The sequence below is a fragment of the Mesorhizobium sp. M2A.F.Ca.ET.067.02.1.1 genome (assembly GCF_004023285.1).
In the GTDB taxonomy this organism is placed as follows: Bacteria; Pseudomonadota; Alphaproteobacteria; order Rhizobiales; family Rhizobiaceae; genus Mesorhizobium.
This window is the reverse complement of the sequence record NZ_RZSB01000041.1, coordinates 1-18,157: the sequence shown is the minus strand read 5'-3', so window position 1 is coordinate 18,157 and position 18,157 is coordinate 1. Positions and strand designations below refer to the sequence as shown.

At 62.6% G+C, this 18,157-nt stretch carries 18 protein-coding genes and 1 tRNA gene; 3 read left to right on the top strand and 16 right to left on the bottom strand.

The annotated features are described in order from the left end of the window. Both EOA28_RS06330 and EOA28_RS06325 read right to left on the bottom strand, forming a co-directional pair. Positions 1–829: DUF6538 domain-containing protein (locus EOA28_RS06330; RefSeq protein ID WP_348633423.1), on the bottom strand; the 829-nt coding region annotated here is incomplete at its 3' end. 146 nt (positions 830–975) lie between these two features. Continuing rightward, positions 976–1,060 (bottom strand) — tRNA-Leu (locus EOA28_RS06325). 344 nt (positions 1,061–1,404) lie between these two features. Here EOA28_RS06325 and tig point away from each other — a divergent pair. From tig to EOA28_RS06310, 3 genes are all read left to right on the top strand, one after another. Then, positions 1,405–2,895 (top strand): trigger factor, encoded by a 1,491-nt coding sequence (tig, locus tag EOA28_RS06320; RefSeq protein ID WP_127385991.1) that lies wholly within the window; start codon positions 1,405–1,407, stop codon positions 2,893–2,895. Between the two features lie 188 nt (positions 2,896–3,083). Continuing rightward, positions 3,084–3,647: a hypothetical protein gene (locus tag EOA28_RS06315; protein WP_189341949.1), complete on the top strand. Its 564-nt coding sequence runs from the start codon at positions 3,084–3,086 to the stop codon at positions 3,645–3,647. Between the two features lie 371 nt (positions 3,648–4,018). Beyond that, a complete protein-coding gene (locus tag EOA28_RS06310) occupies positions 4,019–4,399 on the top strand; it encodes a cytochrome c family protein (RefSeq protein WP_127253336.1) in 381 nt (126 codons plus the stop codon). 273 nt (positions 4,400–4,672) lie between these two features. On the opposite strand, the gene EOA28_RS06305 is transcribed toward EOA28_RS06310, so the two are convergent. The 14 genes from EOA28_RS06305 to EOA28_RS06240 all read right to left on the bottom strand — a co-directional run. Continuing rightward, on the bottom strand, positions 4,673–5,071 hold the full coding sequence (locus EOA28_RS06305; RefSeq protein WP_127253332.1) for a cytochrome C oxidase subunit IV family protein: 399 nt from the start codon (positions 5,069–5,071) through the stop codon (positions 4,673–4,675). A gap of 7 nt (positions 5,072–5,078) precedes the next feature. Beyond that, positions 5,079–5,801: a heme-copper oxidase subunit III family protein gene (locus EOA28_RS06300; RefSeq protein ID WP_127385992.1), complete on the bottom strand. Its 723-nt coding sequence runs from the start codon at positions 5,799–5,801 to the stop codon at positions 5,079–5,081. A 10-nt stretch (positions 5,802–5,811) separates the two neighbouring features. After that, positions 5,812–6,516: a cytochrome c oxidase subunit 3 gene (locus EOA28_RS06295; RefSeq protein WP_127253328.1), complete on the bottom strand. Its 705-nt coding sequence runs from the start codon at positions 6,514–6,516 to the stop codon at positions 5,812–5,814. Continuing rightward, a complete protein-coding gene (ctaD, locus tag EOA28_RS06290) occupies positions 6,513–8,282 on the bottom strand; it encodes a cytochrome c oxidase subunit I (protein WP_127253326.1) in 1,770 nt (589 codons plus the stop codon). Before ctaD ends, EOA28_RS06295 begins: the two co-directional genes overlap by 4 nt. A 17-nt stretch (positions 8,283–8,299) precedes the next feature. Then, positions 8,300–9,187, bottom strand: a complete 888-nt coding sequence (locus tag EOA28_RS06285; protein WP_127253324.1) for a cytochrome c oxidase subunit II — start codon at positions 9,185–9,187, stop codon at positions 8,300–8,302. Positions 9,188–9,401: 214 nt separating this feature from the next. Continuing rightward, positions 9,402–10,718 carry an ArgE/DapE family deacylase gene (locus tag EOA28_RS06280; RefSeq protein WP_127253322.1) on the bottom strand — a complete coding sequence of 439 codons (1,317 nt, stop codon included), beginning with the start codon at positions 10,716–10,718 and terminating at the stop codon, positions 9,402–9,404. Next, entirely contained in the window at positions 10,718–11,677 is a 960-nt protein-coding gene (locus tag EOA28_RS06275) for an ABC transporter permease (RefSeq protein WP_127385993.1), read from the bottom strand. The genes EOA28_RS06280 and EOA28_RS06275 overlap by 1 nt, the downstream gene beginning before the upstream one ends. Beyond that, positions 11,674–12,600: an ABC transporter permease gene (locus tag EOA28_RS06270; protein WP_245501480.1), complete on the bottom strand. Its 927-nt coding sequence runs from the start codon at positions 12,598–12,600 to the stop codon at positions 11,674–11,676. Before EOA28_RS06270 ends, EOA28_RS06275 begins: the two co-directional genes overlap by 4 nt. A 67-nt stretch (positions 12,601–12,667) precedes the next feature. Then, on the bottom strand, positions 12,668–13,654 hold the full coding sequence (locus tag EOA28_RS06265; protein ID WP_127253720.1) for an autoinducer 2 ABC transporter substrate-binding protein: 987 nt from the start codon (positions 13,652–13,654) through the stop codon (positions 12,668–12,670). Positions 13,655–13,686: 32 nt separating this feature from the next. Further along, on the bottom strand, positions 13,687–14,457 hold the full coding sequence (locus EOA28_RS06260) for an ATP-binding cassette domain-containing protein (protein WP_127253719.1): 771 nt from the start codon (positions 14,455–14,457) through the stop codon (positions 13,687–13,689). A gap of 28 nt (positions 14,458–14,485) precedes the next feature. Beyond that, entirely contained in the window at positions 14,486–15,262 is a 777-nt protein-coding gene (locus EOA28_RS06255; RefSeq protein ID WP_127253718.1) for a glutamine amidotransferase, read from the bottom strand. 66 nt (positions 15,263–15,328) lie between these two features. Then, on the bottom strand, positions 15,329–16,507 hold the full coding sequence (locus EOA28_RS06250; RefSeq protein ID WP_128314708.1) for a PfkB family carbohydrate kinase: 1,179 nt from the start codon (positions 16,505–16,507) through the stop codon (positions 15,329–15,331). 266 nt (positions 16,508–16,773) lie between these two features. Continuing rightward, positions 16,774–17,526, bottom strand: coding sequence for a DNA repair protein RadC (gene radC, locus EOA28_RS06245; RefSeq protein WP_128314707.1), 753 nt, complete (start codon positions 17,524–17,526; stop codon positions 16,774–16,776). A 244-nt stretch (positions 17,527–17,770) separates the two neighbouring features. Continuing rightward, positions 17,771–18,157: OmpW family outer membrane protein (locus tag EOA28_RS06240; RefSeq protein WP_148670662.1), on the bottom strand; the 387-nt coding region annotated here is incomplete at its 5' end.

The following is an 18,157-nucleotide window of genomic DNA, read 5'->3' as shown; positions in this document are numbered from 1 at the left end:
ATTCGACCGGGATCGGCGGCCGCGAGCGCTTGTTCTTCTGGCTGAAGCCAAAGCCGTCGAACGGGTTAGGCCGGTCCTTCTCGCCCTGGTATTTGAAGTAGGCCTCGTAGAGCACGCGCATGTTGCCGAGGTCGCGGTTGCCGGAATTGGCCGATGCCGTCTTCGGCTCGCCCTTCTTCGGCGCAATGCGGCCGAGCCAGTAGAGATAGACCTTCTTGGCGTCGTCGACGGTGATGTCCTCCATCGCCTTGTCGGAGCCGACGATGCGGATGAAATTGTTGACGGCGCGGTTCTTGACCTTCCTCCACTGCTTCTTCTGCACCTCGCTCTTGCCGACCAGCTCGTCGGCGACGATCTCGCTGCAGTAGATGTCGAAGGCCTTCGTCACCGTCGTCTTGGGCACCGGAACCGCGCCGAGCAGAGGCTTGCCGACATCGCTGTTGATGCCGGCTTCCTTTATTGCCGCAAAGCGCCGGTCGAGCTCGCCGTAATCGGCGATGTGTTCGAGCACGGCCGAGGAGTGGAAGGTGAAGTCCATCGCCTCGACGCGGCGGACGGCCGCGTCGTAGCGCAGCCTCGCCGGATCGTTCTGGCCGTCGACGATATAGGACGCCCACAGCGTGTCGTCCGCCGCCTCGAGCTGGTCGCGCTTGCGGCGCGCCAGGGTCTTTTCCTTGGTCTTCAGCGTCATGCGGATCTGCGGCGCCCGCGCATCGAGATGCGCCAGAAGCTTCGGCACGCGCCGCTTGTACCAGAAATATCCGTTGATGGTGGCGAGGTAGCGATCGGGATCTTTAGCGTCATCCGCCTGCTTGCGATTTCGACCCACGTCCGCACCCCAAAAAACGCCACTTGCGACAGGATAGGTGGCATGATTTGTGGCACGATATCGGCGGAAAAGGCAACATCGGTTTTTCGGATGCGCGAAAAGCGATGGGATATCAAGTCGTTAGACGAAAGACGCGCAGCGAAAAATGGTGCGGATGAAGGGACTCGAACCCCCACGCCTTTCGGCACTGGAACCTAAATCCAGGGCGTCTACCAATTCCGCCACATCCGCTTTTCCCCGGCAATCCCATGTAGCCATCATTCTGTCAATGTCGAGGCTCAGATCATGCTTATCCGGCTAGACGCGAAGATAGTTGAAAATTGGCCTAGCCTGTGACAAAAGGCGTGTCGAATGTGACGGAACGTGAGTTTCCGCTTCTGCAAGATGTGAAAAGTTATAGTAAAAACAGAAACTTATTCGCATCTGGCAAGGCGTAGTTCAGGAGAGTTTGATCCGCACTAGCGGTCAAATCGCCAGGTTCCGTTCCAAAAGCCATTTCCGGCAACATCATACCGGCAGGCTGTAAACGGCTAGGACCGTTTGGCAGTCTCATTGTTGAAAACAAAGGTTCTAGGATGCAGGTCACCGAAACGCTCAACTCCGGTCTCAAGCGCGAGATCAAGATCACCGTGCCGGCCGGTGACATGGAAGCCAAGCTGATGGCGCGGCTGACCGATGCCCGCGACAAGGTGCGCATCAACGGCTTCCGCCCGGGCAAGGTGCCGGTGCAGCATCTGCGCAAGATGTACGGCAAGTCGTTCATGGCCGAGGTCGTCAACGAAATCCTCAACGACTCGACCCGTTCGATCATCACCGGCCGCGGCGAAAAGGCCGCCATGCAGCCCGAAGTGATCATGACGGAGGACGAGAAGGAGGCCGAGAAGATCCTGGCCGGCGGCTCCGACTTCGAATTCAGCCTCAACTACGAGGTCATCCCGGCGATCGAGATCAAGGATTTCTCCGACATCAAGGTGACGCGTCAGGTCTATGACGTGCCGGAATCGGAAGTCGACGATCAGGTGAAGCGCGTTGCCGAATCGGCGCGCAGCTATGAGCCGAAGACCGGCAAGGCCGCCGAGGGCGACCGCGTGACCATCGACTATGTCGGCAAGATCGGCGGCGAGGCTTTCGCCGGCGGCGCCGGCACCGACCAGCCGCTGGTGCTCGGCTCCAAGGAGTTCATCCCGGGCTTCGAGGACCAGCTGATCGGCGCGAAGGCCGGCGACGAGAAGCAGATCACCGTCACGTTCCCGGAGAATTATCAGGCGGCGCATCTGGCCGGCAAGGAAGCCACCTTCGACGTCACCGTCAAGGAAGTGTCGGCGCCCGGCGAACTCGAAGTCAATGACGAGACGGCCAAGAATCTCGGCCTGGAATCGCTCGAGCGCCTGCGCGAGATCGTGCGCGGCCAGCTCGAGAACCAGTTCGGCTCGATGACCCGCCAGAAGGTGAAGCGCCAGCTGCTCGACCAGCTCGACGCATCCTACTCCTTCGAGGCGCCCTCCAAGCTCGTCGAGGCCGAGTTCAACAACATCTGGGCTCAGGTCAACCGCGACCTCGAGGCTGCCGGCCGCACCTTCGCCGACGAAGAGACCACGGAAGAAGAGGCGCGCGCCGAATATATGCGCCTTGCCGAGCGCCGCGTGCGGCTCGGACTGGTGCTCGCCGAGATCGGCGAAAAGGCCGGCGTCACCGTGTCGGACGAGGAACTTCAGCGCGGCCTGTTCGAGCAGGTGCGCCGCTTCCCGGCCAACCAGCAGCAGGAAGCCTTCGAGTTCTACCGCAGCAATCCGGAAGCCATCAACGCGCTGCGCGCGCCGATGTTCGAGGAGAAGGTCGTCGACTATCTGCTCGGCCAGATTTCGGTCAACGACGTCAAGGTCGGCAAGGACGAGCTGATGGCCGACGACGAGGAAGCTGAAACCGCGACCAAGACGAAACCGGCCAAGAAAGCCTCCTCGAAGAAGGCCGAAGCCAAGGCAGAGGCGGGCGAAGCCGCCGGCGATGCGGAAGAGCCGAAGAAGAAGGCTGCGCCGAAGAAGAAGGCCGCCAAGGAAGCCGAATAACCGGTTTCAGCGCCGCAATTTCGAAAGGCCGCCTTCGGGCGGCCTTTTTCATTACGGCCTGTGTCATTGTGGCGGCGCGGCAACACACGCAACTTGTCTTGATGGGCTGCCGCTGGCGATACCAACCGTTGAAGATTATCTGTTTTCGATGGCGTTCGCGGGGTCTAGGCGTTTGTGAGGCTGGGTTCATGGTTAGAGGCTTAGTCGTTGCCGCGACGCTCTTGTTCGTGGCGATCGGCGGGAGCGTCCGCGCCGAGCCGGATGTCCCGGCCCTCTTCTTGGCGGCGGCTGAAGGAGGCGCCCGGACCGAGCCGGATATCGGCAATTGGCGCGTCGACACCGGCAGCGACGCCCAGATAACGGCCTCGCTGCATGCCATCAACAAGCTCATCACAGGGGGCGGAGCGCTGGGCTACAGCCCGGTGCTGACCTTGGCTTGCCGGCGCGATGGCGAACCACGCTGGAGCGAATGGCTACAGCTCAAGGATCCGGTCTCCGCCAGCCGCAAGATCACCATCTCCGTCATTGTCGACGGCGGCAAGACCGATGAAAGCTGGTCGGTCGGCCCGCGCGGCAGAACGCTGGTCAGGGACGGAGACGACGGCATCAAGCGCCTGGTTTCAGCGAGCCGGCTGACGCTGTCATGGCGCTTCGGCCTCCTGTCGGGGCGCGGCGAGGCCGATTTCGAACTTGCAGGTCTCTCCAAAGCGATCGGCCAGATCGCCGCAAGCTGCAAAACCGATCCACCTTGACTCGCGGCCAGAAGCACGTCGCGATCTTTCAGATTCGCTCCATGCGCTTTAGGTCTTTAATTTTACGCCTGTCTTTTCCCGAACCGGATGACCCTTTCAGGAGACATGCCTTAGAACAGGCTTTCCAGTTCGGCGGTCGTCATGGGGCACCCAAACACCTTGCCGATGATATCGAGCATCGCATTGTGCGGGCCTAAGCCTCGGCAAAAGCTCGCCTTTTTCTATCCATTTGCACGATTCTGTGGTATATAGGTGCCGCAATTCCACTGAAGAAACCCGGATCCTCCGCTCTAATGCGTGGCGCACGCAAGCGGGCCGGTGTGGCGCCGATCGTTCCGACGCAAAAACGAGACCATCAGGGAGGAAATGCGATGCGTGCAACAGCGCTTTTCATCGTCTTGTCCGCTACCACCATCTTCGCAAGCCCATCGCAGGCGCAAGACGCCGCCGCGGGCGAGAAGGTCTTCACCAAGTGCAAGGCCTGCCACGTTGCCGACCAGGACCAGAACAGGGTCGGTCCGTCTCTGCACGGGGTCATCGGGCGCGTTGCCGGAACGCACCCCAACTTCACTTATTCCGCGGCCATGATCGCGGCTGGAAAGTCCGGCCTCAAATGGAACGAGTCCACCCTGACGACCTACCTTCACGCCCCCCAGGCGATGGTCAAGGGCACGAAGATGACATTTCCCGGCCTCAAGGATGACAAGGACATAGCCAACGTCATCGCTTACCTGAAGCAGTTCTCCAAATAGGCCACTGTCGTTGGTCGCCCTGCAGCTACGCTGTTGAAATGCCGCGCCCACGCGCCGCTATGCCGGCAGCGCGAAGAATCCTAACAGCAGCAGAACACCTATACCAAGGCCGAGTATGACAAGCGTTCGCGTGTCCATGACGTTCACCTTCGACCGGGCGGGATGACCCGAAAATCGGGATCGATTTTCGAAAAGGATCATAGGCCCATCAAAGCGGCACAGCGCCCTGTGCGCGCCCAAAAAGAGCGCGCGACGCTGCAAGAGATTACGCAATCAGGGGCCAGGTCCGAAAAACGCGATACGGGTCAGCAGCGTATAGTCGGCTTCGAAAACCATCATGGTCACGAAGACCAGCACCAATATCGGCGGCAGGATGATCGCATACATCATCGCCAGCCGCTCCCAGGCCATGTGCATGAAGACGGCGACGATCAATCCCGCCTTGAGCATCATGAAGATCAGGATCAGCGACCATCTGAGATAGCCGTGGATGCCGAAATAGTCGACCAGGTAGGAGCATGTGCTGAGGATGAACAGCCACGCCCAGACCACCAGGTAGAGCTTGATCGGGTGCTCCTGGTGCGTGTCCGTGGTGGCGACAGCCGCCGCATCATGCGCATGGGTGGCGTGCAGCGCGTGTTGTCCGAGACCGTTTGCGGTTGCTTCAGCCATATCTGCCTCACCAAAGATAGAAGAAGGCGAAGATGAACACCCAGACCAGGTCGACGAAATGCCAATATAGGCCCATGATCTCGACATTCTCGTAGCGACCCCGGCGGCTGGTGAAGAAGCCGGGCCGCCCGATGTCGAAATCGCCACGCCAGACTTTTCTCGCCACGATGATCAGGAAGATCACGCCGATCGTGACATGGGTGCCGTGAAAGCCGGTGATCATGAAGAAGCATGAGCCGAACTGCGCGGCCCCCCAGGGATTGCCCCATGGGCGCACCCCCTCGGTGATCAGCTTGGTCCATTCGAAGGCCTGCATGCCGACGAATGTCGCGCCAAGCGCCGCGGTCAAAAGCATCAGGATCGCGGTTTTGCTGCGATCGCGGCGGTAGCCGAAATTGACCGCCATCGCCATGGTGCCGCTGCTCGAGATCAGCACGAAGGTCATGATGGCGATCAGGATCAGCGGGATCTCCGAGCCGCCGATGCGCAGGGCAAAGACCTCGCTTGGATTGGGCCACGGCACGCGCGTGGACATGCGCGCGGTCATGTAGGAGAGCAGGAAGCAGCCGAAGATGAAGGTGTCGCTGAGCAGGAAGATCCACATCATGGCCTTGCCCCAGGACACGTTCTTGAACGCCCGCTGGTCCGAGGCCCAATCGGCGGCAATGCCGCGCCAACCGGCGGGCCTGGGCTCCATCTGGCTGGCATGCGTCATGGTCGTCTCAGCCATAGCCGGTCTCCTAGGTCAGCAGCCGTTGGCAGATGTCGATGAAGGTCGCGGCCCAACCCGCCAGTAGGGCGAAAATGCAGAGCCAGACGAAAAGCAGGAAATGCCAGTACATGCCGCAGAGCTCGACGCTGAGGCGAACCCGCTCCGGCCGCGCTCCATCCCAGGCGCCTATGCTCGTCCTCCCAAGTCCGACCAGACCGCCGAGTATGTGCAGGCCATGCATGCCGGTGATCAGATAGAAGAAGCTGTTGGCCGGGTTGGATGCGAGCAGATAGCCGTCCCCGGTCAGTTGCCGCCATGCCATCAATTGACCGACGAGAAACGCAAGCGTCGTGAACCCCGCCGTGGCAACACCCAGCCGGACGTTGTCGATCTGGCCTTTGCGCGCGGCGACGACGGCACATTGCAGCGCGACGCTGCTTAGCACCAGCAAGCCGGTGTTGAGCCAGAGCAGGCGCGGCAGCGGCAGCGGCTGCCAGTCGGGCAGGCCCATGCGCATGAAATAGGCGCTGGTGAACAGCGAAAACAGGCAGCCGACCACGGCGAGGAAGACGCCGAGGCCGATCTTGGCGGTGGGCAGCGCCGACCGGTCGAAACCGACGAAATCCCCGGCCAGGCCTTGCTCCAGCCAGGGCTTGGCCGTCAGCCGCTGGTGCGAAAGCCACCATCCGGCAAAGCCTGCGATCACCAGCAGAAAGACCACGATGACGCTCATGCCGGCTCCCTCGAGGGCGCGAAGTCGCCCGGCACGTTTTGCGGGATGAAGTCCTCCTTGGCTCCCGGCACGCTGTAGTCATAGGCCCAGCGATAGACTATGGGCAGCTCCTTGCCGAAATTGCCGTGCGCCGGCGGCGTCTCAGGCGTCTGCCATTCCAGTGTCGTCGCCCGCCAGGGGTTGCCGCCGGCCTCGCGGCCATGCCGGATGCTCCAGATCAGGTTGAACAGGAACACCATCTGGGCGAAGCCGACGATGAAGGCCATGATCGAGATGAACGAGTTCAGGTGATGAGCCGATTCCGTCATTATGGTCATGTCGGTGAGCTCGGCGTAACGCCGCGGAACGCCCATCAGGCCGAGATAATGCATAGGGAAGAAGATCAGGTAGGCGCCGAGGAAGGTTACCCAGAAGTGGAACTTGCCGAGCGTTTCGTCGAGCATCCGCGCGGTGACCTTCGGATACCAATGATAGATCGCACCAAAGATGACGAGGATCGGCGCGACACCCATGACCATGTGGAAATGGGCGACGACGAACATCGTGTCCGACAGCGGCACGTCGACGACGACATTGCCGAGGAACAGTCCGGTCAAGCCGCCATTGACGAAGGTGACGATGAAGGCGAGCGCGAAAAGCATCGGTGTGGTCAGATGGATATCGCCGCGCCACAGCGTCAGCACCCAATTATAGACCTTGATCGCCGTCGGCACGGCAATGATCAGGGTCGTGGTCGCGAAGAAGAAACCGAAATAGGGGTTCATGCCGCTGACATACATGTGGTGCGCCCAGACGACGAAGCTCAGGGCGCCGATGGCGATGATCGCCCAAACCATCATGCGGTAGCCGAAGATGTTCTTGCGCGCATGCGTGCTGATCAGGTCGGACACGATGCCGAAGGCCGGCAGGGCCACGATGTAGACCTCCGGGTGGCCGAAGAACCAGAACAGGTGCTGGAACAGGATCGGGCTGCCGCCATTGTGCTGCAGCTGCTCGCCCATCTCGACAATCGCCGGCATAAAGAATGAGGTGCCGAGGGCACGGTCGAGCAGCATCATCACGCAGGCGACAAACAGCGCCGGGAAGGCGAGCAGCGCCATGACGGTGGCGGTGAAGATGCCCCAGACGGTGAGCGGCAGGCGCATCAAGGTCATGCCGCGCGTGCGGCCCTGCAGCACTGTCACAACATAGTTCAGCCCGCCCATGGTGAAGCCGACGATGAACAGGATGAGCGAGGAGAGCATCAGGATGATGCCCCAGTCCTGGCCGCCCGGCGTGCCGGTCATGATCGCCTGCGGCGGGTAGAGCGTCCAGCCGGCGCCGGTCGGTCCGCCCGGCGCAAAGAAGCTCGATACCAGAACGAGCACGGCGAGCAGATAGATCCAGTAGCTCAGCATGTTGACATAGGGAAAGACCATGTCGCGGGCGCCGACCATCAGCGGGATGAGGTAGTTGCCGAAGCCGCCGAGGAAGAGCGCGGTGAGCAGGTAGATCACCATGATCATGCCGTGCATGGTGATGAACTGGTAGTAGGCCTCCGGCGTGATGAAGTCGAACGTGCCGGGAAAGCCGAGCTGCAGGCGCATCAGCCAGGACAGAACCAGCGCCACCAGGCCGATCGCGGTTGCCGTTGCCGAGTACTGGACCGCTATGACCTTCGCATCCTGCGAGAAGACATATTTCGTCCACCAGCTGTGCGGATGGTAGAGTTCGACCTCCCCAACTTCGGCGGGCGGAACGGCATCTGCGGGTGTGACGTCGACCATTGGAGCACCTCCGTGCCCTATTGTGCGGACCTCGAAAGTTTCGAGTTTGCCGCGACGCCCAGATTGGACGCCATTATCTTTCCCGGCGGCTGGTTCGCCGAGCCCGATTGCTGGGGCGCCGATAGTTGCGCGAAGGTCTGCTGCTGGCCGAGCCAGGCCAGATAATCCTGTTCGGTATCGACCACGACCACGCCATGCATAAGCGGGTGCCCTTGGCCGCATAGCTCGGCGCACAGGACCTGGAAGGTACCGGTTCTGGTCGGGGTGAACCAGAAATAGGTCACTGAGCCCGGGATCATGTCCATCTTGGCGCGGAATTCCGGGATATAGAAATCATGCAGCACGTCGATCGAACGCAGCAGCACCTTGACCGGCTTGCCGACCGGCAGATGGAGATCGGCGGCTTGGACCAGGACATCGTCCTGCCCGTTCGGGTCCTTGGGGGCGACGCCCAACGGATTGTCGGCGGTGACATCCCGGGTGTCGGAAGTGCCGAGCTTGCCGTCCTTGCCCGGCAAACGGAAGCTCCACTGCCATTGCTGGGCGACGACCTCGATTGCGGTTGCATCGCCTGGCACCGTGACGAAGCGGCTCCAGACGAACAGGCCGGGAACCAGCAAAGCGGTGACGCCGAGCGCGGTGACGATCATCAGCCACGATTCAAGGCGCTTGTTCTCGGGTTCGTATGCCGCGCGATTGCCTTCCCGATGCCGGAAGCGGAAGACGCAATAAGCCATGAACAGGACGACAGCGGCAAAGACGATGCCGGTGATCCAGAAGCTGATGATGATGGTGTTGTCGATATAGTCCCAGTTCGAGGCAATAGGCGTCCACCACCATGGGCTCAGGAGGTGGAACAACACCGAGCCCACGACGATCAAAACGAGTACAAGCACAACGGCCATGTCCCGTTCCTCCCGGCATTCCAAACGCGCGAAGCGCCCCGAAATGCCAAGCGCATCATGCTCGATTTCCGGTTGAAATTCCAGAGCCGACTATCTGATTGGAAAAATGTTGCTTTTTACGCCCGGTTTTCGAGGCGCAAGGCGGCGGCTGCCAGATGGCCGGAACGCCATGCCAGCGCGATCGCTATTTCTCTGGATCATGCTCCAGCTTGCTCTAGCGGCACCATTTCTCCACGGCAATCGCAATTGCCTTCGTGCAATCAACGAGGTCGCGCACCGAAACGCGCTCATTGGGCTGATGCGCCTGCGCCGGGTCGCCGGGACCAAAATTGACGGTCGGCGTGCTGCCGAGGCCTGTCGGCAGGCCGATGTCGCTATGCGCGCCGAAGCCGCTCAGCGCCGGCGACAGATTGGCGTCCTTCACGGCCTCCTGGAAGACACTCACAAACGGACTGTCGGAGGGGATTTCGGCGCAGTCGGCATCAAGAATCCATTCGACCCGGGCAGGGTGCCGGCGCAGATAAGGGTCCGCCTGGCAGATATTGGCGATATGCTCTTCGATCTCGCGCTTGACGTTGCCGCCCAGCCTGAATTCGTCATGCTCGCTCGGCAGGTACTGCGCGTCGATGATGATCTCGCCGCGACCAGCCATGGAGGAGGGGTGCTCCCCGGCATTGATCTGGGTGACGATGATCTGGTTGGGCAGGTCCATCAGCGGATGGTTCTTCCTGGGGTCGAACATCCAGCGCCGGTTTAGGATATCAATGCCGTCGAGGATCTGCCGGCAGAGCTGAACCGCATCGACCGGGCCGCTCGAATACCAGGCGTTCGGCGTCAACTCCGCATGGCCGCCGATACCGTCGATGATGATCCTGCCCCACAATATGCCGTGGCAGAGCGGCGCGATCTTGTTTGCCGTCGGCTCGGTCATGATGCCGGCATCGGCGCTAAAGCCGCGATCGACCATGGCCAGCGACCCCATGCCGCCGATCTCCTCGTCGACGACGGTGGTGAAGACGATGTCTCCGGAAAGACTGACGCCGAGCCCCTTCAGGATTTCGACTGCCATCAGCATGCAGGCGACGCCGCCCTTCATGTCGACGGTGCCGCGCCCATGCAGGAAACCGTCCTTCAGCACGGGCTGGAACGGATCGGTTGCCCAGTGTCCGGCTGCGCCTGGCGGCACGACGTCGATATGACCGGTCAGCATGATAGAGCGGCCGCCGCCCGTGCCCTTCAGCACGCCGCCCAGATTGGGCCGGCCTTCAAAAGTCCTGCCCTTGTTAGCGCCGGCGCGTCCCTTGTATTTTTCATAGAGCGCCGGGCCGTCCGGGTCCCACAGATCGGTGGTGAAGCCGAGCGCCTCCAGGCGCTTCTGCAGATAGAGCTGGCAGTCGCGCTCGCCCGGGCCGGCCTCTTTCGGATTGGATTTCACGATCGAGGGGAAGGCGACGAGATCGCTCAGCGTCTCGACGATGCGATCGGCCGCTGCCTCGACGCGCGCGGCGATGGTCTGTTCCATGGAAGGCATTAGGATCTCCAACGTTGGGAAAGCCGGTCGGCAAGAAGGACGAACACCAGAAGGGCGCCGACGATCCCCACTTGCCAGACCGTGTTGATGTTCAGTTGCAGCAGGCCGGTCTTGAGCGTGACCAGGAGCAGCACGGCCGCGAACACGCCGCCGACGCCGCCGCGCCCGCCGGTGATGGCGATGCCGCCAAGCATCGCGGCGGTCAGCGATTCCAGCTCGAGGTTCTGGCCGATATTTGGCCTGCCGCTGCCGAGCCAGGCGAGCGAAACCAGGCCGGCGGCGCCGGCGAGCGCGCCGCTCAGGGCGTAGAGGATGAAGCGCACGCGATCGACAGGAATGCCGACCAGCCTGGCCGAGCGTTCGTTGAAGCCCATCGCGTAGATCCAGCGCCCCCAGGCCGTCGCCATCAGCCCAAGGCCGGCCAGCGCGAAGCAGGGGATGGCCAGGGTGAGGAAGGGCACGGGAATGCCGGCGACGACACCGCGCCCCCATACAAGCAGCCATCCTGGCACGCCCGGCTGGGCCGCGCCGCCGGTGACGGCAAGCGCTACGCCGGAATAGACGAAGAAGGTGCCGAGCGTCGCGATGAAGGGCAGCAGCGCCAGGCCGTTCACCAGCAATCCGTTGAGGGCGCCGAGCGCTGCGCCGGCCAGGATGCAGACGGCCGGCAGCAGGACCGGCGGCAAGCCCAGTTTGAGCGACAGCATGGCGATGATGGCGGAGAGCGAAACCGCGCCGCCGACCGATAGGTCTATGCCTGTGCCGCCGGCCAGGATGACCATCCCCTGTCCGAGGCCGACCAGCGCCAGGATGGTCGAGAACTGAAGAATGGTGGTTACGGTGCCGAGATTGAAGACGGAAGGCTTGAGCGCCAGCAGGCCGACAATCACGATCAGCCACAGCGCGCACAGCAAAGCCAGGGTCAGGGCCGGGCCCTGCAGGTTCCGAAGCGTTCTCATGCGCGGGCTCGCTGGAACCGGGTAAGAGGCAGGCGATTGGAGACCGCTTCGAAGCCGAGCACACCGATGATCAGCACGCCGGTGACGACCGGCTGCCAAAGCGAGGGAGCACCGATCAGAAGCAGGCCATTCTGGAGGATTCTGAGCAGGAGCACGCCAAGCACCGTGCCGAGCAGGCTGCAGCGGCCGCCCAATATGCTTGTGCCGCCGAGAATGACCGCGGCGATGGCATCCAGCGCCGAGGTGCTGCCGATCGACATTTCAACGTTGCGGTAGGTTGCGACATAGAAGGTGGCGGCAATGCCGGTCAGGACGCCGCTGATGACAAAGGTCAGGAATCTGACCTTGATCACCGGAATTCCCGAAAGCCGCGCCTTTTCTTCCGAATTGCCGATCGCCAGCAGATGCAAACCATAGGGCGTGCGCCGCAGTGCCAGCCAGACAATCAGATAGGCAACGGCGATCACCAGGGCCGGCACGGGGATGCCGAGCACGGTGGTTGCCAGCAGATCGGTGAGGCTCGAGGGCAGGCCGGAAAGCCATTGCCCGCCAAGCAGCGCAAACACGGCGGTGCGGTAGACACCAAGCAGGCCGAGCGTTCCGACGAGGGCCGGAATGCGGCCCAGGACGACGATGGCGGCCGTCACGCAGCCCAGCAGCGCTCCGACGAGCGGGCCCGCGACAAGCGCCACGAACGGGCTGCCATCGGCGCCAAGTATGCGGCCGATGGCGATGGCCGCGAGGCCCATGACGATGCCGATCGAGACATCGATGCCGCCCATGGCGAGCAGCAGGGTCATGCCGAGGCCGATCAGCAGCAGCTCGACGCTGTTGCGCAGCACGGTGACCGCGTTGCCCGGGGTCGCGTAGTGCGGCGATGCGACAGAAAAGATGACGACCGCAAGCAAACAGGCGACAAGCAAAGACCACTCCCGCCCATTCATGGAGAAGACACCGGTTCCAGACTGCCGCACTACGTTCACGTCAGGCTCAGAAGTTGAACTTGTCGACATTGTCCTTGGTGAAGACGGCCGGCGGCCCGAGCAGCAGGATGCCCTTGGCGGCATCATAGGTGGCGGGCTTGTCGAGGCCGGCAATCTTGTTCTCGGCCTCGAAGCTCTTGCCGTCGATAAGCTGCTTGCCGGCCCAGACCGTCAGGTAGCCGAGCTGTTCAGGATCCCACAGCACGGTGAAGCCGAAGGCGCCGCTCTTCAGATAGGAGCGGGCGGTGTTCGGGCTGCAGTAACCGGTCCCGATAACCGAGCCGATCTTGCCGACGGTCTCGATCGCCTGGGCAACGCCCGGGCAGGTCGAGGATGCGACGGCGATGATGGCCTTGATATCGGGATTGGCGGCCATGAGGTCGCCCGAGATCTGCGCGGCGCGCTCGGCCGTGCCGCCGGCGAATTGCGGGGCGAGCAGCTTCAGCTTGGGATATTTGGCGGCGGCTTCCTTCTGCATGAAGCCGATCCAGGCGTTGAGATTGGACGCGGTCGCCTCGCCGGAGACGATGCCGATCGTGGCGTCCTCGCCGACGCGCTTGACCAGCTCGTCGATGATCGTGGTGCCGAGGCCCTCGTCGGTCGCCTGCGCCACATAGACCGCGCGGCCGCTGTCGGGCGCGTCGCTGTCGCTGGTGAACAATTTGATGCCCTTGGCCTTGGCGCTCTCCACCACCGGGGCGATGCTCGAAGCATCGAGAACGGAGACCGAGACCGCTTCGACGCCTTGGTCGATCAGGTTCTGCACGATCTGCAGCTGGTCGACCGGGTTGGTGTCGACCGGGCCGGAATAGACGAAATCGACGCCGAGATCCTTGGCGGCACGGTTGCCCCCCGCCTCCATGGCGTTGAAATAGGGGATGCCGATCAGCTGCGGGACGAAGGCGACCTTATGCTTGTCTGCCGCATGCGCCGCCGTCACGGCGACCAACGACAGGGCGGAGACCGCGAGCACTTTCCTGAGTTGTGAAAGCATTATGTGTGATCCTCTCTGGAATGACGTGCATGTCAGTTTGTTTTTTCGAGCGCCCGCACGTCGGGATGGGCGCCTGTTATGAGCGAAACGACTTCCTCGTGATTGGTCTCCGCGGCCAGGCGTTCGGCCACCTTGCGGCCACGCCGGAACACCACGATCCGGTCGGCAACCTCGAAGACTTCGGAAATGTTGTGGCTGATCAGCACGACGGCGCAGCCGCGGCCGGCAAGGCGCCGAGTCAGCGCCAGCACTTTGCGGGTCTCGGCGACGGCAAGGGCGGCCGTCGGTTCATCCATGATGACCAGCCGGGCGTTGAGATTGAGCGCCCGGCAGATGGCGACGGCTTGGCGCTGGCCGCCCGACAGGCTGCCGACCGGAGCCCCGGGATCGGAGATATGGGCGTCGAGTTCCTGCAGAAGGCCGTCGACGCGCTGGCGCATCTCCGCTCGTTTCAGAAAAGGGATGCCAAAAATGGAGCGTTTCAATTCGCGGCCGAGGAAGACGTTCTCGGCGATCGAAAGGTTCTCCGAAAGCGCCAGTTCCTGGAAGATTGTGGCGATTCCGGACGCCGCGGCATCCTTGGGCGAGACGAACGCGACCGCTTTGCCTTCAATGAGAAGCTCGCCGTCGCTCGGCGGATGAGCGCCAGCCAGGATCTTGATGAAAGTCGACTTGCCAGCGCCGTTGTCGCCGAGCAGCGCCAGCACTTCGCCGGGCCTGATTTCCAGGTCGACATCGGCAAGGGCAGTCAGCGCGCCGAAGCGCTTGGCGATGTTCCTGGCGACGAGAAAAGGTGCCGTCATGACGATCTCTCCGGCATTCGTGGATAGGCTAGGCGGCCTTGCTGACCCAGCGCAGCATATTGGTCCAAAGCCGCGCATAGCCTGGCCATTCGACGAAGCTGTTCGGCAGCCAGTGCGGGCCGATGTCGGACGTCCAGACCAGGGTGCGCCCCTCGCCATGGCGCCCGGTAACCAGCAGCGGATGGCCGCCCTGATCCTGCGGCAGCCGCGCCAGGATCTCGACATCGTCGCGGTCGCGGGCAACGACCTCGTTGGCGCCGAGCAGGATCGGCCATTCGCCCTCGATGCCGGCAAGTATCGGGTGATCCCTGGGGCCGGTGATTTGAGGCCGAAAGCCCTCGGGGATTTCGAGCCGGTCGTCATAGGGAAGGCAGGTCACCGGCAGCGCGTCCTCGACGGCCGTGCGGTGCCAGCGGGCCTTGCCGTCGATGCCCTGGAAGCTGAAATAGCCGCCGATCATGACCAGGCCGCCACCGCCTCGCGTCCAGTCGCGCAGCAGCTTGAGCCGGTTGGGCACGGTCTTGCCGAGCAGCCAGACATCGGGATGCAGCAAAAGCGAGTTGGCGCCGATATCGGAGAGCACGATCGCCTTGTATTGCGACAGGCCCTCCATGGTGAAAGGCAGCTTCTCGACTGCCTCGTGGGCCGGCATGTATTCAAGATCGAACTCGCTGTCCTTCAAGGCGTTGACCAAAGGCGTGGCGCCGAGATGGAAGGTGACGCTGCCGAACTGGTCGAAGCCCTTGTAGTGGGTGGCCGAACTCATCCAGCTCTCGCCGACCAGAAGAACTTTCGTTTTCGCCATGACCCATGTTCTCCCGATATTGCCTGTTGGTCGCCTGCCAGCCGCCTGGGCCGGTAAGCCATTGATCTAGCTGGCCATCACGGCGCTCGCGGCAGCGGTTGCCTTCAGTGTCGCGAAGTCGGCGATGTAGCCTTGCGCGCCTTCGACCGTCGTCGTCAGGCTGGCGCCGACCGCGGCGTAGCGGGCAGCGGTTTCCAGCGACGCGCCATGTAGCCAGAGGCTGAGGAAGATGCCGGCGAAGCTGTCGCCGGCGCCGGTCGCGTCCACCCGGTTGACGGGCAGTGCCGGCACCTCGATCTGCGGTCCGCCGGTCGCCGGAAAGACCACCGCGCCGAACTCGCCCAAGGTGAGCACGACCGTTCCGCGCGGCTTGATGCGCGACAGCATGAGGCGAACCTCTTCGATCATGGTCGCCATGCGCGTGCGAAATCCGTAGATCTCCCTGATCATCACATCATTGATGAAGGTCAGGTCGATCTGCCCGACCATCTGCGCGAAGATTTCAGGCGTGCGCGCGCTCCTGGGCAGGCCGGCAGAATGCAGGCTCACCTTCCAGCCGGCCTGGTGGAAGCGCGCTATGGATGCCGTCATCGTCTCGTAATGGAAGCCTTCGATGTGAAGGCAGGCGGGTCGCTTTTCGGGTTGGATGTGGAGATTGGCGGTGAGGTCGACTTCGCCCAGCTCGAAAGGCTCGCTGATGATGGTGCGGCTGCCGTTGCGCTCGATAATGACGATCGCCTGCGAGAGCCGGTTGTTGGGCGTGCTGCGGATGGGCAAGGCGTGCACGCCCAGCTTGGAAAGCTCGCCCAGCGCCCAGTCGCTCTCCGCATCGTTGCCGACCGCCGTCGCCAGTTCTACGTCAAGCGCGTAGGGCGCCCCGACACCGGCGGCGGCAACCGCGAGATTGGCCGCCGGTCTGCCGAGCGCCTTATCGATATGGCTTGCCGTGATCCGGTCGTCGCGATGCGGCAGCACCTCGACGCGGCAGAGGAAGTCGACGGACACCCGTCCGGCGACCAGGAGCCTGGGCAGATGGTCGAGATTCTTCGGCCGCTGCGGGGCACGGCCGGGCAGGGAGCGCGCAAACGAGCTCGGCCGGTACATCAGGGCGGCGATCGCCTTCTCTATGCGCTCTCGCGTGCCTTCCTTGAGGCCGGCCGTGCCATTGATGAAGTTCGAGACCGTGCCGATGGAAACACCGGCGGCTCGTGCGACATCGGCAATAGTCGGGCGTTTGCGTTGCAAAGGCGTGATCCAATTGAAGCGTTTCAAACGCTAGCAGTGGATATGCGGAGCCTCAACGGAATTATCTTCTAAAGAAGCTGCTGCGCTCTTCCCTGGATAGAAGATTGATCCACGCCGGAGCCGTCGCAGGGATCAGTCTTTGCGCAATTGAACGATTTTCAAATTCAGCCTTTTGCGCGCTGTGCCGCAGGCCGCGCCAGTCATTGGCAGGCGCATGGTCCGATCTGCGGTAGCCGGCCAAGCCCGTGGCAATCTCCGGCAGCCGATCAGATCAGCAGCAGTCCTTTCATCGAGGCGTTGCCCTTGCGGCCGATGATGATGTGGTCGTGCACGGCGATGCCGAGGGGCTTCGCCGTATCGATGATCTGCTTGGTCATCTCGATATCCGCACGCGACGGCGTCGGGTCGCCGGACGGATGATTGTGCACCAGGATGACGGCGCTGGCGGAGAGCTCGAGCGCGCGCTTCACCACCTCGCGCGGATAGACGGGCGTGTGGTCGACGGTGCCGGTCTGCTGCACCTCGTCGGCGATCAGCCCATTCTTCTTGTCGAGGAACAGAATGCGGAACTGCTCGCGGCTTTCGAAGGCCATGGCGGAGCGGCAATAGTCGAGCAGTTGCGTCCAGTTGGACAGCACCTCGCGACCGCGCACCTCGCCACGCGCCATGCGTTGCGCGGTTGCGGCAATGACTTTTAGATCGATTGCGACAGTCGGCCCGATGCCTTTGACTTCCTCGAGCAGCGATGCCGGCGCGCCGAGCACTTCGGCCAGCGAGCCGAAGCGGGCGATCAGCGCCTTGGCGATCGGCTTGGCGTCGACGCGCGGGATCAGCCGGAACAGCAGCAGCTCGAGCAGTTCGTAGTCAGGCAGGGCGTCCGGCCCGCCGGCGGCGAAGCGTTCGCGCAGACGATCGCGATGGCCGTGATAGTGCGGCTTTTCGATCGGTGCGGCCTTGGTGGGCCGCCGGACGGGCAGCTCCGCGAAAAATCCCCGCTCGTCGTCGCTGGTTTCCCCCATGGTCGCCCGCCCTTGGCCGGAAAGGCCCGGCAGAAGGAAACTGTAAGCCGACGGGTCGGACGCAGTCGAGTTTTTTTCGGCGCGAGCGCGAAAATCCCTGCATCGGCCCCGTCATGATGATGGTGTAAGCGTGCTCCACCGGCGATGATTTGGAGTGGCCAGCATCCGAGGTGAGAGGAGGGTGCAACATGGCATCCTCTCTCATGGCCAGTCAAAGTCGGCAACCGGCTTCTGTCCTGCCTTGTCAGAAGCGGTAGGTGACGCCCGTGCCAATCAGCCAGGGGTTGAGCTTGGCCTTGCCAGTCAAGTTCGTGCCGCCGACCGTGACGTCGAATTTCGGCTCCAGAAAGAGCTTCTTGACGTCGAAATTGACGCCCCAATGCTGATCCAGCATGTAATCGAACCCGACCTGCAGAGCGCCGCCGAACGTGTTCTTGACATGGAGGGCGTCAGCGCTGCCGGCATCCTGATTGTAGAAGATCGTGTAGTTCAGGCCGGCGCCGACATAGGGCTTGAAGGCGCCGAAATCGGTAAAGTGGTATTGCAGCGTGAGTGTCGGCGGGAGCACCCAGACCTTGCCGACCTTGCCCAACCCGCTGATCGTCCCCTCGCCGTAGATATTGGCGTAGGT